Annotated in this window: 17 protein-coding genes; 12 read left to right on the top strand and 5 right to left on the bottom strand. The window is 63.0% G+C overall.

Annotated features, from left to right (window positions below):
* Nucleotides 1–63: 63 nt before the first annotated feature.
* The 11 genes from D1012_RS03430 to D1012_RS03380 all read left to right on the top strand — a co-directional run bounded on the left by D1012_RS03430 (nt 64) and on the right by D1012_RS03380 (nt 10,879).
* Entirely contained in the window at nt 64–501 is a 438-nt protein-coding gene (locus tag D1012_RS03430; RefSeq protein ID WP_118149894.1) for a tellurite resistance TerB family protein, read from the top strand.
* Complete coding sequence (locus D1012_RS03425) at nt 498–1,268, top strand: phosphate/phosphite/phosphonate ABC transporter substrate-binding protein (RefSeq protein ID WP_118149893.1); 771 nt, start codon at nt 498–500, stop codon at nt 1,266–1,268. Before D1012_RS03430 ends, D1012_RS03425 begins: the two co-directional genes overlap by 4 nt.
* A gap of 149 nt (nt 1,269–1,417) precedes the next feature.
* The gene (locus D1012_RS03420) at nt 1,418–2,182 is read left to right on the top strand and encodes an ABC transporter ATP-binding protein (protein WP_118150057.1); all 765 of its coding nucleotides are present in this window, start codon (nt 1,418–1,420) and stop codon (nt 2,180–2,182) included.
* A gap of 45 nt (nt 2,183–2,227) precedes the next feature.
* Nucleotides 2,228–2,953: a transporter substrate-binding domain-containing protein gene (locus D1012_RS03415; protein WP_118149892.1), complete on the top strand. Its 726-nt coding sequence runs from the start codon at nt 2,228–2,230 to the stop codon at nt 2,951–2,953.
* 42 nt (nt 2,954–2,995) lie between these two features.
* The gene (locus tag D1012_RS03410; RefSeq protein WP_118149891.1) at nt 2,996–3,877 is read left to right on the top strand and encodes an ABC transporter permease; all 882 of its coding nucleotides are present in this window, start codon (nt 2,996–2,998) and stop codon (nt 3,875–3,877) included.
* Nucleotides 3,874–4,701 carry an ABC transporter permease gene (locus D1012_RS03405; RefSeq protein WP_118149890.1) on the top strand — a complete coding sequence of 276 codons (828 nt, stop codon included), beginning with the start codon at nt 3,874–3,876 and terminating at the stop codon, nt 4,699–4,701. The genes D1012_RS03410 and D1012_RS03405 overlap by 4 nt, the downstream gene beginning before the upstream one ends.
* Nucleotides 4,702–4,823: 122 nt before the next feature.
* Nucleotides 4,824–6,158, top strand: a complete 1,335-nt coding sequence (locus D1012_RS03400) for a glutamine synthetase family protein (RefSeq protein WP_118150056.1) — start codon at nt 4,824–4,826, stop codon at nt 6,156–6,158.
* A gap of 78 nt (nt 6,159–6,236) precedes the next feature.
* Nucleotides 6,237–6,917, top strand: a complete 681-nt coding sequence (locus D1012_RS03395; RefSeq protein WP_118149889.1) for a type 1 glutamine amidotransferase — start codon at nt 6,237–6,239, stop codon at nt 6,915–6,917.
* A gap of 29 nt (nt 6,918–6,946) precedes the next feature.
* A complete protein-coding gene (locus D1012_RS03390; protein WP_118149888.1) occupies nt 6,947–8,302 on the top strand; it encodes a glutamine synthetase family protein in 1,356 nt (451 codons plus the stop codon).
* Complete coding sequence (locus tag D1012_RS03385) at nt 8,299–9,600, top strand: NAD(P)/FAD-dependent oxidoreductase (protein WP_118149887.1); 1,302 nt, start codon at nt 8,299–8,301, stop codon at nt 9,598–9,600. The genes D1012_RS03390 and D1012_RS03385 overlap by 4 nt, the downstream gene beginning before the upstream one ends.
* Nucleotides 9,601–9,688: 88 nt before the next feature.
* Nucleotides 9,689–10,879: a DegT/DnrJ/EryC1/StrS family aminotransferase gene (locus D1012_RS03380; RefSeq protein ID WP_118149886.1), complete on the top strand. Its 1,191-nt coding sequence runs from the start codon at nt 9,689–9,691 to the stop codon at nt 10,877–10,879.
* Between the two features lie 16 nt (nt 10,880–10,895).
* Here the strand turns inward: D1012_RS03380 and D1012_RS03375 are convergent, their stop codons facing one another.
* The 4 genes from D1012_RS03375 to phaC all read right to left on the bottom strand — a co-directional run bounded on the left by D1012_RS03375 (nt 10,896) and on the right by phaC (nt 15,172).
* Nucleotides 10,896–11,837 carry a LysR family transcriptional regulator gene (locus D1012_RS03375; protein ID WP_118149885.1) on the bottom strand — a complete coding sequence of 314 codons (942 nt, stop codon included), beginning with the start codon at nt 11,835–11,837 and terminating at the stop codon, nt 10,896–10,898.
* Between the two features lie 6 nt (nt 11,838–11,843).
* A complete protein-coding gene (gene phaR / locus D1012_RS03370) occupies nt 11,844–12,398 on the bottom strand; it encodes a polyhydroxyalkanoate synthesis repressor PhaR (protein ID WP_118149884.1) in 555 nt (184 codons plus the stop codon).
* Nucleotides 12,399–12,773: 375 nt separating this feature from the next.
* The gene (locus tag D1012_RS03365) at nt 12,774–13,232 is read right to left on the bottom strand and encodes a Phasin (protein WP_118149883.1); all 459 of its coding nucleotides are present in this window, start codon (nt 13,230–13,232) and stop codon (nt 12,774–12,776) included.
* 134 nt (nt 13,233–13,366) lie between these two features.
* The gene (gene phaC / locus D1012_RS03360; protein WP_118149882.1) at nt 13,367–15,172 is read right to left on the bottom strand and encodes a class I poly(R)-hydroxyalkanoic acid synthase; all 1,806 of its coding nucleotides are present in this window, start codon (nt 15,170–15,172) and stop codon (nt 13,367–13,369) included.
* Between the two features lie 104 nt (nt 15,173–15,276).
* Here phaC and phaZ point away from each other — a divergent pair, with 104 nt between their 5' ends.
* Nucleotides 15,277–16,581: a polyhydroxyalkanoate depolymerase gene (gene phaZ, locus D1012_RS03355; RefSeq protein ID WP_118149881.1), complete on the top strand. Its 1,305-nt coding sequence runs from the start codon at nt 15,277–15,279 to the stop codon at nt 16,579–16,581.
* On the opposite strand, the gene D1012_RS03350 is transcribed toward phaZ, so the two are convergent.
* Nucleotides 16,573–17,280 (bottom strand): alpha/beta fold hydrolase, encoded by a 708-nt coding sequence (locus D1012_RS03350; protein WP_118149880.1) that lies wholly within the window; start codon nt 17,278–17,280, stop codon nt 16,573–16,575. The genes phaZ and D1012_RS03350 overlap by 9 nt on opposite strands.
* Between the last annotated feature and the right edge of the window lie 40 nt (nt 17,281–17,320).

The following is a 17,320-nucleotide window of genomic DNA, read 5'->3' as shown; positions in this document are numbered from 1 at the left end:
GGGTTTTCACGGCCCTGTCCGGGCTATCTTGCCCCTGACCGGCCTGCGGCCTATGTCTTGCACATGTTTGAACGTCTCCTCTCCGGCCTGCTGGCCCCCTCCCCCGCGCGGCTGCCAGAGCCGGATGCGCGCCTTGCCTTTGCGGCGCTCATGGTGCGTGTGGCCCGGTCTGACGGCGACTATGCCGATGCCGAGGTCGCGCAGATCGACCGGGTGCTGGCCACCTTGCACGGTCTGTCACCCTTTGCCGCCGCCAGTCTGCGCACCGAAGCCGAGGTGCTGGAGGCCGAGGCCCCCGACACCGTACGCTTTACCCGCGCGCTGAAGGCCGCCACCGCGCAGGAGGACCGCGCCGGTCTGTTGCAGGCGCTGTGGTCGGTCGCCCTGTCAGATGGCGCGCGCGATGCCGAAGAAGACCGGCTGCTGCGGCTGGTGGCCAATCTGCTGGGAATCACCGATGTAGACTCAGCCTTGGCCCGGCAACGGGCGTCGCGGGGATGATCGCCTCACTTGGCATGTATGACCGGCATGAGACGATGGTGGTCAATGATGCGCTGTGGGCGCTGATCCGCGACGGGCTGCGGGCGCGCGGGCTGATTGCGCCGGACGCGCTGACGCGCGGGGATGCGGCCTATTGGTCCGCCTGGGACTCGCCCGACCTGCTGCTGTCGCAGACCTGCGGCCTGCCGTTCCGGGCGCGCCTGCATCGCAGCGTGACCCTGATCGGCACGCCGGATTATGGCGTCGCGGGCTGCGCGCCGGGATTTTATCGCTCGGTCCTGATTGCACGAAGCGATGACCCGCGCGCGACCGAAGCAGAGTTCAGCACGGCGCGGCTGGCGATCAATGAGCCGCTGTCGCAATCGGGCTGGGCGGCAGTGTCTCAGCATTTCCACGATCTTGGCCTGACACTCCGCCCGACCGTTCAGACCGGCGGCCACCGGGCGAGTGCGCTGGCGGTTGCCAAGGGCGAGGCCGACTTTGCCGCCATCGACGCAGTGACATGGGAATTGCTGTCGCGCCACGAGGATTTTGCTACCGGCCTGCGCGTCTTTGCCCAAACCGCGCCCACGCCGGGCCTGCCGCTGATCACCGCGCAGCCCGCGCAGGCCGACGCGCTGTTTGAGGTTGTCAGTCACGCGATCCGCGCTCTGAGCGAGGCGCAGCGCCACACGCTGTGCTTGCGCGGGCTGGCGCGGATTCCCGCCAGTGCCTATCTCGCACAGCCCATCCCCCCTGCGCCTGCCCAATTTGGTGGCACAATGTGACCAAAGCTGCAGCATCTGCCGTAGCGTTTGTCACAAAGGCCGTTGCAATGGCGCGAATCTTGCGCCCTATTTGATCAATCAATGCAACCGAGCGAGGCACAGTGACCGCCGCCAGCCAGACCGCCACCAAAACCACCACGCAAGGTGCCATGCCGCCTCCGGTGATCGCGATTCATGGCCTGCACAAAGCCTATGGCTCACTGGAGGTTTTGAAAGGGGTGGATCTGACCGCACCACGCGGACATGTGATCAGCCTGATCGGGTCATCAGGATCGGGCAAATCCACGCTTTTGCGCTGCTGCAATCTGCTCGAAGACAGCCAGCAAGGCGAAATCCTGTTTGAAGGCGAAGCCGTGCGCTGGAAGGGCGAGGGGCTGAACCGCCACCCCGCAGACCGCGCACAGGTCACCCGCATCCGCACCAACCTGTCGATGGTGTTCCAGCAGTTCAACCTGTGGTCCCATATGACGATTCTGCAGAATGTGATGGAAGCCCCGGTTACGGTCCTGAGACGCGATCCGGTCGAGGTCGAGGCCAAGGCGCGGGAATATCTGGCCAAGGTCGGCATCGCTGACAAGGCCGATGCCTGGCCCGCCATGCTGTCGGGTGGCCAGCAGCAACGCGCAGCCATCGCGCGGGCGCTGTGCATGGAGCCGCGCGCTCTGCTGTTCGATGAGCCGACCTCTGCGCTCGACCCGGAACTGGAGCAAGAGGTGGTGCGCGTGATCAAGGCCCTGGCCGAAGAGGGCCGGACGATGATTCTGGTCACGCATGACATGAAACTGGCCGCCGACTGCTCGGACCACGTCATCTTTCTGCATCAGGGTCTGATCGAGGAACAGGGGCCGCCAGCGGCGATGTTCAAAGCGCCGCAAACCGCACGGCTTCGCGGCTTTCTTTCGGCCACATCCTGAGATTACACTTAACGATAACAACAGCTTACCAATAGGGAGACACGTATGAAGAAGCTGCTGATCGCAACCGCGCTTGTGGCGCTGACGGCGGGGGGCGCCATGGCGCAACAGACCATCCGCATGGGCACCGAGGGCGCTTACCCGCCCTTCAACTTCATCAATGACAGCGGTGAGGTTGACGGGTTCGAACGTGAGCTGGGCGACGAGCTGTGCAAGCGCGCCGAGCTGACCTGCGAATGGGTCACGACCGACTGGGATTCGATCATCCCGAACCTTCAGTCCGGCAACTATGACACCATCATTGCCGGCATGAACATCAACGAAGAACGCTCCAAGGTGATCTCGTTCACCCAGAACTACACCCCCCCGGCCCCGTCGGCCTATGTCGCGCTGACGCCGGATGCCGATCTTGAGGGCGGCGTGATCGCAGCGCAGGTCAACACCATCCAGTCGGGCTATATCGCTTCGGCGGGCGCGACCCTGCTGGAATTTGCGACACCTGATGAAACCGTGGCCGCTGTCCGCAACGGCGAGGCGGATGCGGTGTTTGCCGACAAGGATTATCTGGCACCCATCGTGGCCGAATCGGGCGACGCGCTGGTGTTTGTCGGCGAAGACGTGGTTCTTGGCGGTGGGGTGGGCATGGGTCTGCGCCAGTCGGACACCGAGTTGCGTGGCAAGTTTGATGCTGCCATCGCCTCGATGAAAGCAGACGGCACGCTGAACACCATGATCCTGAAATGGTTCGGCGAAGACGCGGACGTATTCTGATGACATCGCCCCCGCGCGCACCCCGTGCGGGGGCACATCCTTATGTTTGAAATCTGCGCTGATCCCAAATCGCTGGAAGGCCTGACATGGCTGTCGTGCTACCTGACCTCGGGCAAGCACATGAACATGTATTGGGCGTTCGGCACCGTGCTGCTGTTGCTGGCGGTCACGGCCCCGATTGCGATGCTGTTCGGCTTTTTCGGCGCGATGGCCGCGCGCAGCCAGTATTTCGCGCTACGCCTGATCGGCAAGGGCTATACCGGCATGGTGCGCGGTGTGCCCGATATCGTGTTTTTCCTGTTCTTCGTGATCGCGCTGGATCAGGGCATTGAATACATCATGCATCTGCTCCGCTGTCCCGACTGGACCGAGCCGGTCCGCAACGGGCTGGAATTCCGGGTCTGCCCGCAGGCCAAGGTGCCGCTGGGCAGTGCGCCGCAGACGGTGCATCAGTTTTACGGCTTCATGCTCGCGGTGCTGACATTCGCGCTGGTGTTCGGGGCCTTTGCCGCCAACGTGCTCTATGGCGCGATGCAGGCGGTGCCGCGCGCACAGCTCGAAACCGCCGAGGCTTACGGGCTGTCGCCCGCGCAGGTGTTCCGCCGGGTTCTGGTGCCGCAGATGTGGGTCTATGCCCTGCCCGGCCTGTCGAACCTGTGGCTGATTCTGATCAAGGCGACGCCGTTGCTGTTCCTGCTGGGTGTGCAGGATATCGTTTACTGGGCGCGGGAGATGGGCGGGGCCAAGACTCAGGCCTTTGACTATCCGCACCCGGACTGGCGGCTGTATTACTTCCTGTTCCTGCTGGTGTTCTATCTGGCCTTTACCCGCGTCTCTGAAATCGTGCTGAACCGCATCTCTGCCCGCCTGTCCAAAGGACAAGCGACTGCGGCGGGCGAAGCTATGCGAAAGGCGGGCCTATGACCTGTTGGGAAACCATTGGCGCCTATGCCTTCCGCTCGATCGGCTATGGCGAGCGGTTGTTGCCGCGCACCGATTTCACTTTGTGCCAGCAGTTCACGCTGATCGGCTCGGGGCTGATCTGGAACGTGTATTTCGGGGTGGTCGCGCTGATCTTTGGCTTTGTGCTGGCAAACGCCATCGCCTTTGCCAAGGCGTCACACAACCCGCTGGTGCGCAAGCCCGCTGAATGGTTCATCTTTCTGTTCCGCGGCTCGCCGTTGTTCATCCAGTTCTTTCTGGCATACGAGGCGCTGCAGATGCTGCCGCGCGCCGGAATTGACGTGTTCGGCATCACCGTCCACACCAGTTGGACCACCAAAGCATGGGCCGGGGCGCTGTTCGTTCTGTTCCTCAACACCGCCGCCTATTCGGCCGAGATCTTTCACGGCGCGCTGCGGTCGATCCCCAAAGGCGATCTGGAGGCGGCAGAGGCTTATGGCCTGACCGGCTTTGCCAAGTTCCGCCGGATTCAATGGCCCACGATGCTGCGGCTGGCCTGGCCCGCCTATACGAATGAGGCGATCTTTCTGTTCCACTCGACCACGCTGGTCTTTTTCTCGGGCTTTCCGGCGTTTCAGCAGCGCGGCGATGCCCTGTATTACGCCAGCTACTTTGCCGACAAGACTTTCAACCCCTTTGTGCCCTACCCGATCGTCGCCGGCTACTTCATCGCGCTGACCCTGCTGCTGATCTGGCTGATGAGTGCGATCAACACCCGGCTGAACCGGCATTTGCCATCTAACATGAGCGGTAAAATTCGCTTGCGTCCTCAGGTGATCAGATAGTAGCGTATATTTGATCAAATTATTCGGGCACCCGCCCGGACCCGTGCCCGGCACGGGAGGAAAGATCACAAAAGGATGGAACAAGGGCCGCGCCAGTAGCGCCGCCCCGACCAACGATCATGATGAAGGACTACCTGCGTAAACACCCGCAAGTGCGCACGATCCGAGTGGCTGCTGCCGACCTCAACGGTCAGGCCCGTGGCAAGCGCATTCCCGCCCGCTATGCCGACAAGGCAGTCAAGGACGGCACCCGCTTTCCGTTCTCGGTCCTGTCGCTCGACATCTGGGGCGAAGATATCGACGACAGCCCGATGGTCTTTGAACAAGGCGATCAGGATGGCGTGCTGAAACCCACCGAACGCGGCTTCATGCCGATGCCCTGGCTGGAGGCGCCGACAGCGCTGCTGCCGATCTGGATGTTCCGCGAAAATGGCACCCCCTATGAGGGCGACCCGCGCCACGCGCTGAATGCCGTGGTCAAGCAATACAAAAAGCGCGGCCTGACCCCCGTGGTGGCGATGGAGCTGGAGTTTTTTCTGATCGACGATTCAGGCAAAACCCTGCAGGTGCCGTCCTCGCCCCGGTCGGGCAAGCGGCGCAAGGCGGCGGAAACCCTGTCGATCCGCGCGCTTGACGCCTTTGACACGTTCTTTACCGACCTGTACGACGCCTGCGAGGCGATGGACATTCCCGCCGACACCTCAACCTCGGAAACCGGGTTGGGTCAGTTCGAGGTGAACCTGATGCATTGCGACGACGCCCTGCGCGCCGCCGACGATGCCTGGCTGTTCAAGATGCTGGTCAAGGGTCTGGCCCGCAGGCATGGCTTTGCCGCCAGCTTCATGGCCAAACCGTACAAGGAATACTCCGGCTCCGGTCTGCACACCCATTTCTCGGTGCTGGATGAGGCGGGGGACAACATCTTTGACTCTGGCGGGCCAAAGGGCACGGCGGCGCTGAAACATGCGGTCGCGGGCTGTCTGGCGGCGATGTCCGATTCCACGCTGGTCTTTGCCCCGCACGAGAACAGCTATGAACGTCTGGTGCCCGACAAACACGCGCCCACCGCGATCTGCTGGGGCTATGAAAACCGCACTGCAGCTGTCCGCATCCCCGCGGGCAGTCCGGCCGCGCGGCGGATCGAGCACCGTGTCGCGGGCGGCGATGTGAACCCGTACCTGATGCTGGCGACCATCCTTGGCGCAGCCCTGATCGGGATGGAGGATGAGATGGAACCGCCATCCCCCGTCACCGGCAATGCCTATGCGATGGATCTGCCGCAGATTCCCGCCACATGGGACGCCGCCATCGAAGCGTTCGAGCACAGCGACATGCTGTCGCGCTTTCTGCCAAAGGAGCTGATCCGCAACTTCGTGCTGACCAAGCGTCAGGAGATGCATTACATCGCGGAACTGACGCCCGAGGAACGTGTCGAGCTGTATCTCGATACAGTCTGACGCCCCCCTCTGCCGCGCCCCCTTGACCCTATCGGGGGCGCGGCGCATTGCTGTATCACCTTCATTACCGGACGTGTCATGCTGATCGGCATTCTGCAAACCGGGCTCGCGCCCGAAGCTCTGGCGCCCACCATGGGCGATTACCCCGATATGTTCGCCCGCCTGCTGGATGGCCACGGCTTCACCTTCCGCACCTTTCCGGTGGTGAACGGCGTGTTTCCGGCTGGGGTGCATGACTGTGACGGCTGGCTGATCACCGGATCAAAGCATGGCGCCTATGAGGATCATCCCTGGATTCCCCCGCTCGAAGACTTCATCCGCAAGGCTTTTGCCGCACGGGTGCCGGTGGTGGGCATCTGCTTTGGCCACCAGATCATCGCGCAGGCGATGGGGGGCCGGGTGGAGAAATACGCCGGGGGCTGGTCTGTCGGCCCCACGGCCTATGACTTTGGCGGCGAGACCGTCACCCTGAACGCCTGGCATCAGGATCAGGTGGTAAAGCGGCCAGCGGGCGCGACCGTTCTGGCCAGCAGCGGGTTTTGCGAAAACGCGGCGCTGCTGTATGACGACCGGGCGCTGACCATTCAGGCGCATCCCGAATTCCGGGCGGATTTTGTCGATGGTCTGATGAAAACCCGCGCCATCGGCGTCGTCCCTGACCCGTTGTTGCAGACGGCGGCGACAAAACTCGATACACCTTTGGACGATACGTCCATCGCCGCGCGCATCGCGGCCTTTTTCAAAACGCCCCGGGCCTGACCTCCGGGGACAAACACACGGACCAACCCATGTCCAAATGGACCGAAAAACTGCCCGAAGCCGCGCGTGACTTTATCGGCGACCGCCGCGTGGACGAGGTGGAATGCATCATCGGCGATATTGCCGGGGTGGCGCGGGGCAAGGCGATGCCTGCTGCCAAATTCGCCACGCAGAAAAGCTATTTCCTGCCGAACTCGATCTTTCTGCAGACGATCACCGGCGAATGGGCCGACAACCCGTTTGACGCCTTTACCGAACCCGACATGATCCTGGAACCGGATTTCACCACCGCCACCGCAGCCCCCTGGACGGCGGATGTGACCTTGCAGGTGATCCATGATGCCAAGGATCAGAACGGCGTGCTGGTGCCCTATGCGCCGCGCAACGTGCTGCGCCGGATTGTCGATCTGTATGCCGAGCAAGGCTGGAAGGCCGTGGTCGCGCCCGAGATGGAATTCTTCCTGACCGCCCGCAACATCGACCCCAACATGCCGGTGATGCCCCCCATGGGCCGCTCCGGCCGCCGCGCGGCGGGCAAGCAGGCCTATTCGATGTCGGCGGTCGATGAATACGGCAAGGTGATCGACGACATCTATGACTTCGCCGAAGCGCAGGGGCTGGAGATTGACGGCATCCTGCAAGAAGGCGGTGCCGGGCAGATCGAGCTGAACCTCGCGCATGGCGATCCGGTGCGTCTGGCCGATGATGTGTTCTTCTTCAAACGCCTGATCCGTGAGGCCGCGCTGCGCCACGATTGCTTTGCCACCTTCATGGCCAAACCCATCGCGGGTGAGCCGGGGTCGGCGATGCACATCCACACCTCGGTCGTGGACAGCAAGACCGGCAAGAACATCTTCTCCGGCCCCAAAGGCATGGAGACCGAGGCATTTTTGCACTTCATCGGCGGTTTACAGAACCATTTGGGCGCGGGCATCGCGCTGCTGGCCCCTTATGTGAACAGCTACCGCCGCTACGTCCCCGACTTCGCCGCCCCGATCAATCTGGAATGGGGCCGCGACAACCGCACGACCGGCCTGCGGGTGCCGATCTCTACCCCCGGCGGGCGTCGGGTGGAAAACCGGCTGCCGGGGATGGATTGCAACCCTTACCTCGGCATCGCGGCGACCCTCGCCTGCGGCTATCTGGGTCTGATGGAAAAGCGCAATCCCCGGCCGGAATTCATCGGCTCGGCCTATATCGACAGCGACGAGATCCCGGTCAATATGGGCGACGCGCTGGACCTGCTGGATGAGGACGCGGCGCTGAAAGCGGTGCTGGGTGACGGGTTCTGCAAGGTCTATGACTCGGTCAAGCGCAATGAATACAAAGAGTTCCTGCAGGTGATCAGCCCATGGGAGCGTGAGCATCTGTTGCTGAACGTATGAACCTTTTGCACGCCAATGACCGGATGGGTGAGTATCCCCCGTCGTATTACGCGGCAACAGCCACGCCGCTGGGCCCCTTCCCCACGCTCAAAGGCCAGATCCGGGCCGATGTCTGCATCATCGGCGGCGGCTATACCGGCCTGTCGGCGGCGCTGCATCTGGCCGAAGCCGGGCTGGATGTCGTGCTCTTGGAAGCGCATCGCATGGGCTTTGGCGCGTCGGGCCGCAACGGCGGGCAGGTCGGCTCTGGCCAGCGGCAGGATCAGGACTGGCTGGAGACGGCGGTAGGCCGCGAGGATGCGCGCCGCTTGTGGGACATGGGCGAAGACGCCAAAGCACTGGTGCGCGGCTTGATCGACCGCCACGCCATGCCGGTGCGCTTTCACCCCGGCATCGCCCACGCCTGCCGCTCGGCATCCGAGGTGCGGCATGCCCACGCCTACGCCGAAAAACTGGCGCGCGACTATGGCTATGATCAGATCCAGCCGCTGGACCGCGCAGAGATGCGCGCCATCATCGGATCAGACGCCTATCACGGCGGCGAGCTGGACCGGGGCGCGGGCCATCTGCATCCGCTCAACTTCGCGCTCGGCCTTGCCAAGGCGGCGGCCGATGCGGGCGCGCGTCTGTTTGAGCGCGCGGAAGTGCATCACATCACCCACGGCGACAAGCCCGTGGTGCGCACCGCCAGCGGGCAGGTCACCTGCAATCACGTGATCCTTGCGGGCAATGGCTATCTGGGCGGGCTGGACCGCAAGATCGCCGCCCGCGTGATGCCGATCAACAATTTCATTTTGGCGACCGAGCCTTTGGGGGATCGCGCCGCCGGGGTGTTATCGCAACCCATTGCGGTTGCCGACACCAAGTTTGTGGTCAATTACTGGCGGCTGTCCGAAGACAACCGCCTGCTGTTCGGGGGCGGCGAAAGCTATGGCTACCGCTTTCCCGATGTCGCGCGCACCGTCATGAAGCCGATGCTTGAGGTCTATCCGCAGCTGCGCGATGTGCGGGTGGAGTATGCTTGGGGCGGCACCTTGGCCATCACCATGAACCGCATGCCCTGCTTTGCAAGGCCCGCGCCGAATGTGCTGTCAGCCTCGGGCTATTCCGGGCACGGGGTGGCGATGGCCACGCTGGCGGGCAAGATGATGGCGCAGGCGGTGCAGGGTCAGGCTTCTGGCTTTGACCTGATGGAACGTCTGCCGCAACCGCGCTTTCCCGGCGGTGCGACCCTGCGCTGGCCGCTGCTGGTCGCCGCGATGACCTGGTATTCGCTGCGCGACCGGCTGGGCGTTTAGGCAAGGCCCTGCTCAGTCATGGATTTGTCACTGGCTTTGGCGGCACTCACAGATTAAGCACACCTTAAACTGAGTTTAAGGATTCCCCATGGCACATGACGGCCAGACCCTGCCCCCCAATGTCTATGACGCCGAACCGATCCCCGACGCCGCGCGCGCCGAGATCGAGCGGCTGCTCAGCTCGGGCGACCTGTTCCGCTACACCGCCGCCAAGGATTCCCCCGTCAGCCTGTTGGAGCAGGAATTTGCCGACCTCTTGGGCGCGCGCTATGCGCTTGCGGTGTCGTCCTGTTCCGCCGCGCTGTTCCTGTCGCTCAAGGCGCTGGATCTGCCGCGCGGAGCGCAGGTTCTGATCCCCGCCTTTACCTTTGCCGCCGTGCCCTCTGCCGTGGTCCACGCCGATTGTGTGCCGGTTCTGGTCGAGGTGGGCGACAGTTACCGCATTGATCTGGCGGACTTCGAGGCCAAGCTGCCGGGGGCTGGCGCGGTGCTGATCAGCCATATGCGCGGCCACACGTCCGACATGGATGCCATCATGCGCCTGTGCGATGCCGCAGGCATTCCGGTGATCGAGGATGCGGCGCACTCTCTGGGCACGCTCTGGGGCGGGCGTAATATCGGCACCATCGGCAAGGTGGGCTGCTTCAGCTTTCAATCCTACAAGATGGTGAACGCGGGCGAAGGCGGGATCATGGTCACCGATGACCCGGAAATCGCGGCGCGGGCGGTGATCATGTCGGGCGCCTATGAGGAGAACTGGAAAAAGCACCCCGGGTTTCAGAACAGCTACTGCGAATGGCAGAACAAGCTGCCGCTGTATAACCTGCGGATGCAGAACCTGTCGGCGGCGGTGATCCGCCCGCAACTGCCGCTGATCGCACGGCGGGTGGCGGACGGACGACGCAATCATGACTATGTGGCGGCGGCGCTGAATGGCTGTGGTCTGCTGACCGTACCCCCTGCCCTGCCGCCCGAGTTGCGCGCACCGGATTCGATCCAGTTCACGCTGGCCGGGGACTGGACCGATGCGCAGGCATATCGGTTTCAGACCGAGGCCAAGGCGCGCGGCGTGTCGGTGCAGATCTTCGGCCTGTCCGAGGGGAATGCGCGGGCATTCTGGAACTGGCAGTTTCTGGGCGAGGCGCCCGATCTGCCGCAAACCCGCGCCATGCTGATGCGGGCCTGCGATGTCCGCCTGCCCGCCCGCCTGACGTTGCCGGAACTGGATTACATCGCCGACGCGCTGACACAGGCCGCCCGGGCCGCGCGTCCGGCGTAACAGACCCCCGCCGCCGTCAGGACAGGCGCAGATCTGGCCCCAGCCAGGGCCAGGTTTTGACAGTGGGCGTCACAATCCGGCTGCCGATCAGGCGGCGCAGATCCTGTGCCACCCGCCCCGGCACATCGCCCATCACCCCGGCCCGCGCAGACAGCGAAATGCTGCGGCTTAGGGCTGCGCCGGGCAAGGGCTGCACCTCCACCGCATTCAGAAACCGCGCCGCGTGATGCAGCGCCAGCGGGGTCAGGATCGTCCAGCCCGCGCCTTGGGCGACCAGCGCCAGAATGGCGTGATAGCTGTCCAGCTCGAACCGCACCTGCGGGCGCTGGTTGGCGCGGGCCAGATGCCCCGCGATCTGCCGCCCCATCAGGTGGCGGGCGGAGTAGAGGATCAGCGGCACATCCCCCGCCGCTTTCGGTCGCACCGCGACAAAGGGTTCGGTCAGGATCGGATGCACCTCACGCCAGCCGCCATCGGTGCCATCCGCACCCAGCTCTGCTGCGACGGCCAGATCCAGCGCGCGCGCCTCCAGCTTGTCCAGCAGCCGGTGGCTTGGCCCGGTTTCCAGCAGGAACCGGCAATCGGCCATGTCCTGCGCGAGGCCCGACAACAGGGCTGGTGTCACCTCGGCGTCAAGGTCTTCGATCATCCCCAGCCGCAGCGTGCTGAGCCGGGCAAGGTCGGCGCGGGCCAGATCGGCGCGGGCTTCGGCTTCTGTGTTCAGGATCACCTGCGCGTGGCGGCGGAACAGGCTGCCTGCGGGGGTCAACGCAAAGGGTCGGGCGGCGCGGTCGAACAGGACCGCGCCCAGCGTCGCCTCGATCGCGGCAAGCTGCTGGCTGACCGCAGGCGGTGAGACCCCCAGACGGCGGGCGGCGGCAGAGATCGTGCCCTCTTCCGCGACGGCCAGAAAGACCTCGATCCCCCACAGGGTCACGCGGGTCTGTGCTTCGGCCATGGTCCGTTACAGCTTGGAAAGTTTCTTTTGCAGCTCGGCCAGCTGCTTCTTGATCTGCGCCAGATCTTCGGCGCTGGTCGCCTCTTCCTTGTCGGGTTCGGGGCCGGAGCCTTTCCAGCCGGGAACGCCGGTCATCATGGTTTTCATGAACGCCTCCTGCTGCTTGCGCATCAGATCGAAGCCCGGCATCGCGGCCATCGGGTTGGGCAGCACGCCCAGATTGCCCATCATCTTGGACTGACCTTCGCGCAGCATCTCGAAGCTGGCGGCGAGGAACTGGGGCACGACGGAATGAACGTTGGTGGTGTAGCTGCGGACAAGGTCGGTCAGCACGGCGATCGGCAGCACATTCTCGCCCTTGGACTCATGCTCGGCCACGATCTGCAGCAAATACTGGCGGGTCAGGTCGTCGCCGGATTTGAGGTCGACGATCTGCACCTCACGGCCCGCGCGGATGAAGCCGGCGATGTCCTCCAGGGTCACATAGTCGGACGTTTCGGTATTATACAGGCGGCGGCTGGCGTATCGTTTGATCAGCAGCGGCTTGTCGGTATCGGCCATGGCCACCCTCCCTGAGGTCTCTTCGCATGTGCAGAGAAGCTTACGCAGGCCGGGCGCAAAAGGAAAGCCTGACGGTGCGGCGGCCGTTCCCCCTGTGTTACACGGAAGGGAAGTGTTTTATTTCAATAGGTTGACTGGACGAATTTAAGGAAAATTTAACACATTCGGCTTTGGCGGAGCCGGTGCAGGGGGGCCAGCCCCCCGTCGCTGCGCGACTCCCCCCGGGATATTTGGGGACAGAAAATGCTGCGGGCAGTGTTGAGGCCGCAAGCGCAGAGTGCGCATCAATAGAAAAGGCGGGCCCTGGGGGGGCCCGCCTGATGCTGCTTTCCGTCCGGGGAGGAGGTCAGCGAAAAGCAGCGTCGATCCGTAGGATCACTTGGCAGCGGTGGCTGCCGAGGTGGCTTTCTTGGCGGCAACCGACACTTCGTTGGTGGCTTTTTTCACAGCGGCGGTCGCGTCTTCCGACATGTCCTTGCCAGCAGCCAGCATCAGTTCGACGGTTTCCATCTGCACTTTTTTCGCAACTTCTGCGAAAGCGGCCAGATTTTCAGCAGCCATTTCAGCCGCAGCCGATGCGAAGTCGGTCACCGATTTGGTGTAATCGGTCGGCTCGGTTTTGGCTTTGGACACGTCAGCCATTTTGGCGATGGTGTCTTTGGTCCATTTGGCGGTGATTTCGGTCGACTTTTCAGCAGCTTCGAGAGCCACTTTCGACATTTTCTCGGCCAGAGCAGCCTGGGTTTTGAACGCGTTCTGCATCGCGGACGAGTCAACCGGGAAGGAAGCCATCATGTCCTGCATCACTTTGGCGAAATCTGGGGTCTTGGTCATTGGTCTTCTCCTGCTTGGCCGGAGGGTCCGACCTGTTTTCCATGACTGCAATATAGATGCTGCGCTGCAGCATTTCAACCATTTTTCTGCAATGCAGCATTATTTCTGGTTGTGCCGGGCTAAGCCCTTGGCCGCTAATCACTTCCCGCGACGACGGTTGCCGTTACGTAAGTCCCCGGTGCATCGCAGAGCACCGGATTGGTCGACTCACCAGGGATACGGGCGGGAATCATCTTGCCCGACCGGGCCTTGAGCCACTCGCCCCACCGTGGCCACCAGCTGCCTGTGTTGAAGGTTGCCCCCGCCTTCCAGTCCTCGGGCACGCCAGCAACCGGCGCGTCAGAGGTGTAGTGGCCATATTTGTTTTTCGACGGCGGATTGATGATCCCGGCGATATGGCCGGATTCCGACAGGATAAAGGTTTTGTCCTTTGACCCCATCTGTTTGATGCTGTTGAAGCTGCCGCGCCAATGCGCGATGTGATCGGTCTCGCAGGCGATGGCGCAGAGCGGTACCTTGACGCCGGACAGGCTGACCGGCTCGCCGAAGACCGGGAAGGTGCCCTTGGCAAAGCCATCATCCTGACACAACCCGCGCAGGTACTCGACCGCCATGGTGGCGGGCAGGTTGGTGCCGTCGCCGTTCCAGAACAACAGATCAAACGCGGGCGGGGCCTCGCCCAGCATGTAGCTTTTGATGGCGGGCTGATAGATCAGGTCGTTGGACCGCAGAAAGCTGAAGGTGCGGCCCATGAAGAATTTCGACAGGATACCATCGCGCGCCGATTGCCGCTCGATGCCATCGACGAAATCATCCTCAAGGAAAACGCCCACCTCGCCCGGATCAGAGAAATCCGCGAGGGTGGTGAAGAAGCTGGCCGATTTGACCGAGGTATCACCGGCCCGGTCAAGATGGGCAAGCGTCAGCCCCAGCGTGGTGCCCGCGATGCAATAGCCGACGGCATTGATCTGTTTCTCGCCGGTGATGCGCCGCGCCTCGGCCATGGCCCGCAAAAAGCCGTCGCGGATGTAGTCATCCATGCCGACATCGGCGTAAGAGGCATCGGGGTTGACCCAGGACACGACAAACAACGTAAAGCCCTGATCCACGATCCATTTGATCAGCGAATTGGCGGGCTTCATATCCATGATGTAGAATTTGTTGATCCACGGCGGAAAGATCAGCAAGGGCGTGGCATGCACCTTTTCGGTGGTCGGTGTATACTGGATCAGCTCCAGCATGCGGTTGCGGTAGACCACCGCGCCGGGCGTGGTCGCGATGTTCTGCCCGACGTGGAACGCCCCCGGATCGGCCAGCGTGACCAGCACATCGCCATTGTTCGCCTCGATGTCGCGGACCAGATTTTCCAGACCCAGCACAAGGCTTTCGCCATCGGTGGCCACGGCCTTTTCCAGCGCATCGGGGTTGGTGCCCAGAAAGTTGGTGGGCGAGAACATGTCGATGATCTGCTTGGTGAAGTATTCGACGCGGCGGCGGTCGGTCGGCTCCAGCTTGTCCAGATCGCCGATGGCATTGGTCATCGCCTCGGCGTTCAGCATGTATTGCTGCTTGATGAAATTGAATGCCGGATGGGTTTCCCACAGCGGGTTGGAGAATCGGCGGTCTTTCGGGGTCGGGTCCGGCGGGGCCTTGAGTTCGCCCGACAACAGGGCCTGCTGGGCGTCGACATAGTGCTTGAGGCTCTTGCCCCAGTAGCTGATCTGCTGTTCCAGAATTTTCGAGGGGTTTTGCATCATTTCGGCCACATAAGCGGCGGCTGCCTTCATATACACCTCATTCGAGGGGCCAGAGAGGGCGTTATCTGCCTGTTTGCGATGCGCAAGGGCACTGATCAGGCGCTGCGACAGCTCCTCGACGCGTGCCAAATTGGCCTGCATCCTCTCCAACTTTAGTCCCGCGTCATTGTCGTCGGTTGTCATGTTAATATTTCCCCCCTAACCTGCCCAAGTGCAGCATAACGTCGCCTGACTGGGGGGGGAAGCGACGAATTGGCCGGGGCCCTCACCCGGAATTGGAGACGGCGATGAAGTACATGACCACCTATGACATGATGGAAACGGCGCGGAACACCAATGCCTGGCTGGGCGCAACCGCGCGGGCGATGGCCTCGTATCCGGTGTTTGCGATGTCGATGAACCCGATGCTGCCCATGATGGCCGCCTGGGGTGAGGTGACAGAGCGGACGTTTGACCGCATGGTTGTCAAGCCCGACTGGGGCATCCGGTCTATCGTCGGGGCCGATGGCACCGACCATCTGGTTGACGTGAAACCGGTGGTGGAGCGGCCCTTTGGCAGCCTGATGCAGTTTTTCGTGCGCCGTCGCGCGCCGATGAAGCGCCGGGTGCTGCTGGTCGCGCCGATGTCGGGGCATTATGCAACGTTGCTGCGGTCAACCGTGCTGTCGCTGTTGCCGGATTGTGATGTTTACATCACCGACTGGCACAATGCGCGCGACATTCCGGTCAGCGCCGGCAAGTTCGATATCGAGGATTACACGCTGTATCTGGCCGATTTCATGCGCGAGCTGGGGTCAGACCTGCATGTGATCGCGGTCTGTCAGCCGGTGCCGCTGACCCTGGCCGCAACCGCCTATCTGGCGGCAGAAGACCCGAGCGCGCAGCCGCGCAGCCTGACGCTGATCGGCGGGCCGGTGGACCCCGATGCCGCCGCGACCGAGGTGACCGATTTCGGCCGCCGGGTGACGATGGGCCAGTTGGAGCAGCTGGCGATCCAGCGGGTCGGGTTCAAGTTCAAGGGTGCGGGGCGGCTGGTTTATCCGGGGCTGCTACAGTTGCAGAGCTTTATCTCGATGAACGGCGAGCGGCACTCCAAGGCGTTCAGCGAACAGATCATGCGGGTCGCGCGCGGTGAAGCGTCGGATCACGATGCGCACAACCGCTTTTACGACGAATACCTGGCCGTTATGGACATGACGGCAGAGTTTTACCTGTCAACGGTGGAGCGGATCTTCAAGAACCGCGAGATTGCGAAGAATGAATTCGTGGTCGCCGGGCGGCAGGTGGATTTTGGCGCGATCACCGATGTGGCGGTCAAGATCGTCGAAGGCGCGAATGATGATATTTCCGCGCCCGGTCAGTGCCTTGCGGCGCTGGATCTGCTGACAAACCTGCCCGACAGCAAGAAAGCCGCGCATCTGGAGCCGGGGGCGGGGCATTACGGGATCTTTGCGGGCAAGTCCTGGCGGCTGAACATCCGGCCGCTGGTGCTGGCATTCATCGACGCCAATTCGGATGGGCCAAAGGCGCGCAAGGTTGCAAAGCCAGCGGCGGACAATTCGGAAAACGTGATCAACCTGGCCTCAGCGTAAGATCATCGGACCGGCCAGAAAGCCCTCGATTGCCGTGGTAACGGCATCGGGGGCCTCCAGCATGGGCAGATGGCCGGCGTCTTCGATCAATTCCAGCACCGAAGACGGCATCAGGTCGCGGGCAAACTCCTGACGGCGTAGCGGCAGCAAAGTATCGGCCAGCCCGGCCAGCAACAGGGCGGGCACCGTGGCACGGCGCAGGGTCCGTTGCTGATCGGGGCGGCGTTGCAGCGCGCGGCACTGGCGCAGATACACGCCCTCGCCCAGCCCCAGCGCCATATCCTGCATCAGAGCCAGCACCGCGTCGCGGTCGGGGGTATCGGCCAGCGCGCTGGCGGGCACATCTTCGGCAATCGCGGCTTTCAGCCGCCCGGACTGCGCCGCCACCATCCGCGCCTCGCGCAGAGCGGCCATTTGTGGGGCTTCAGCCAGCGGATCAGTGGCCAGCAGCACAATCCGCGTCACCCGCTCCGGCGCGCGGCGCAGAATGTCGAGCGCGACATCGCCGCCCAGACCATGCCCGACCAGCGCAAAGCGCGGCGGGGCGTGGCGCAGCGCCGCTTCGCTCATCTTCTCCACATTGTCCTGCACCGGCAGATAAATCTGCACGGCATGGCGGGTGCCCAGTGCCACGATCTGCGGCAGAAAGGCGCGGGCATCCTGCATCAGACCGGGGATGAACAGGATGGGATCGCTCATTGCAGGGGCCTTTGACCAAACTGGGGCATGACGGCGCAAA

Source organism: Pseudotabrizicola alkalilacus (genome assembly GCF_003443995.1).
GTDB lineage: Bacteria > Pseudomonadota > Alphaproteobacteria > Rhodobacterales > Rhodobacteraceae > Pseudotabrizicola > Pseudotabrizicola alkalilacus.
The sequence above is the reverse complement of the archived record's forward strand: the minus strand, read 5'-3'. Positions and strand labels throughout refer to the sequence as shown.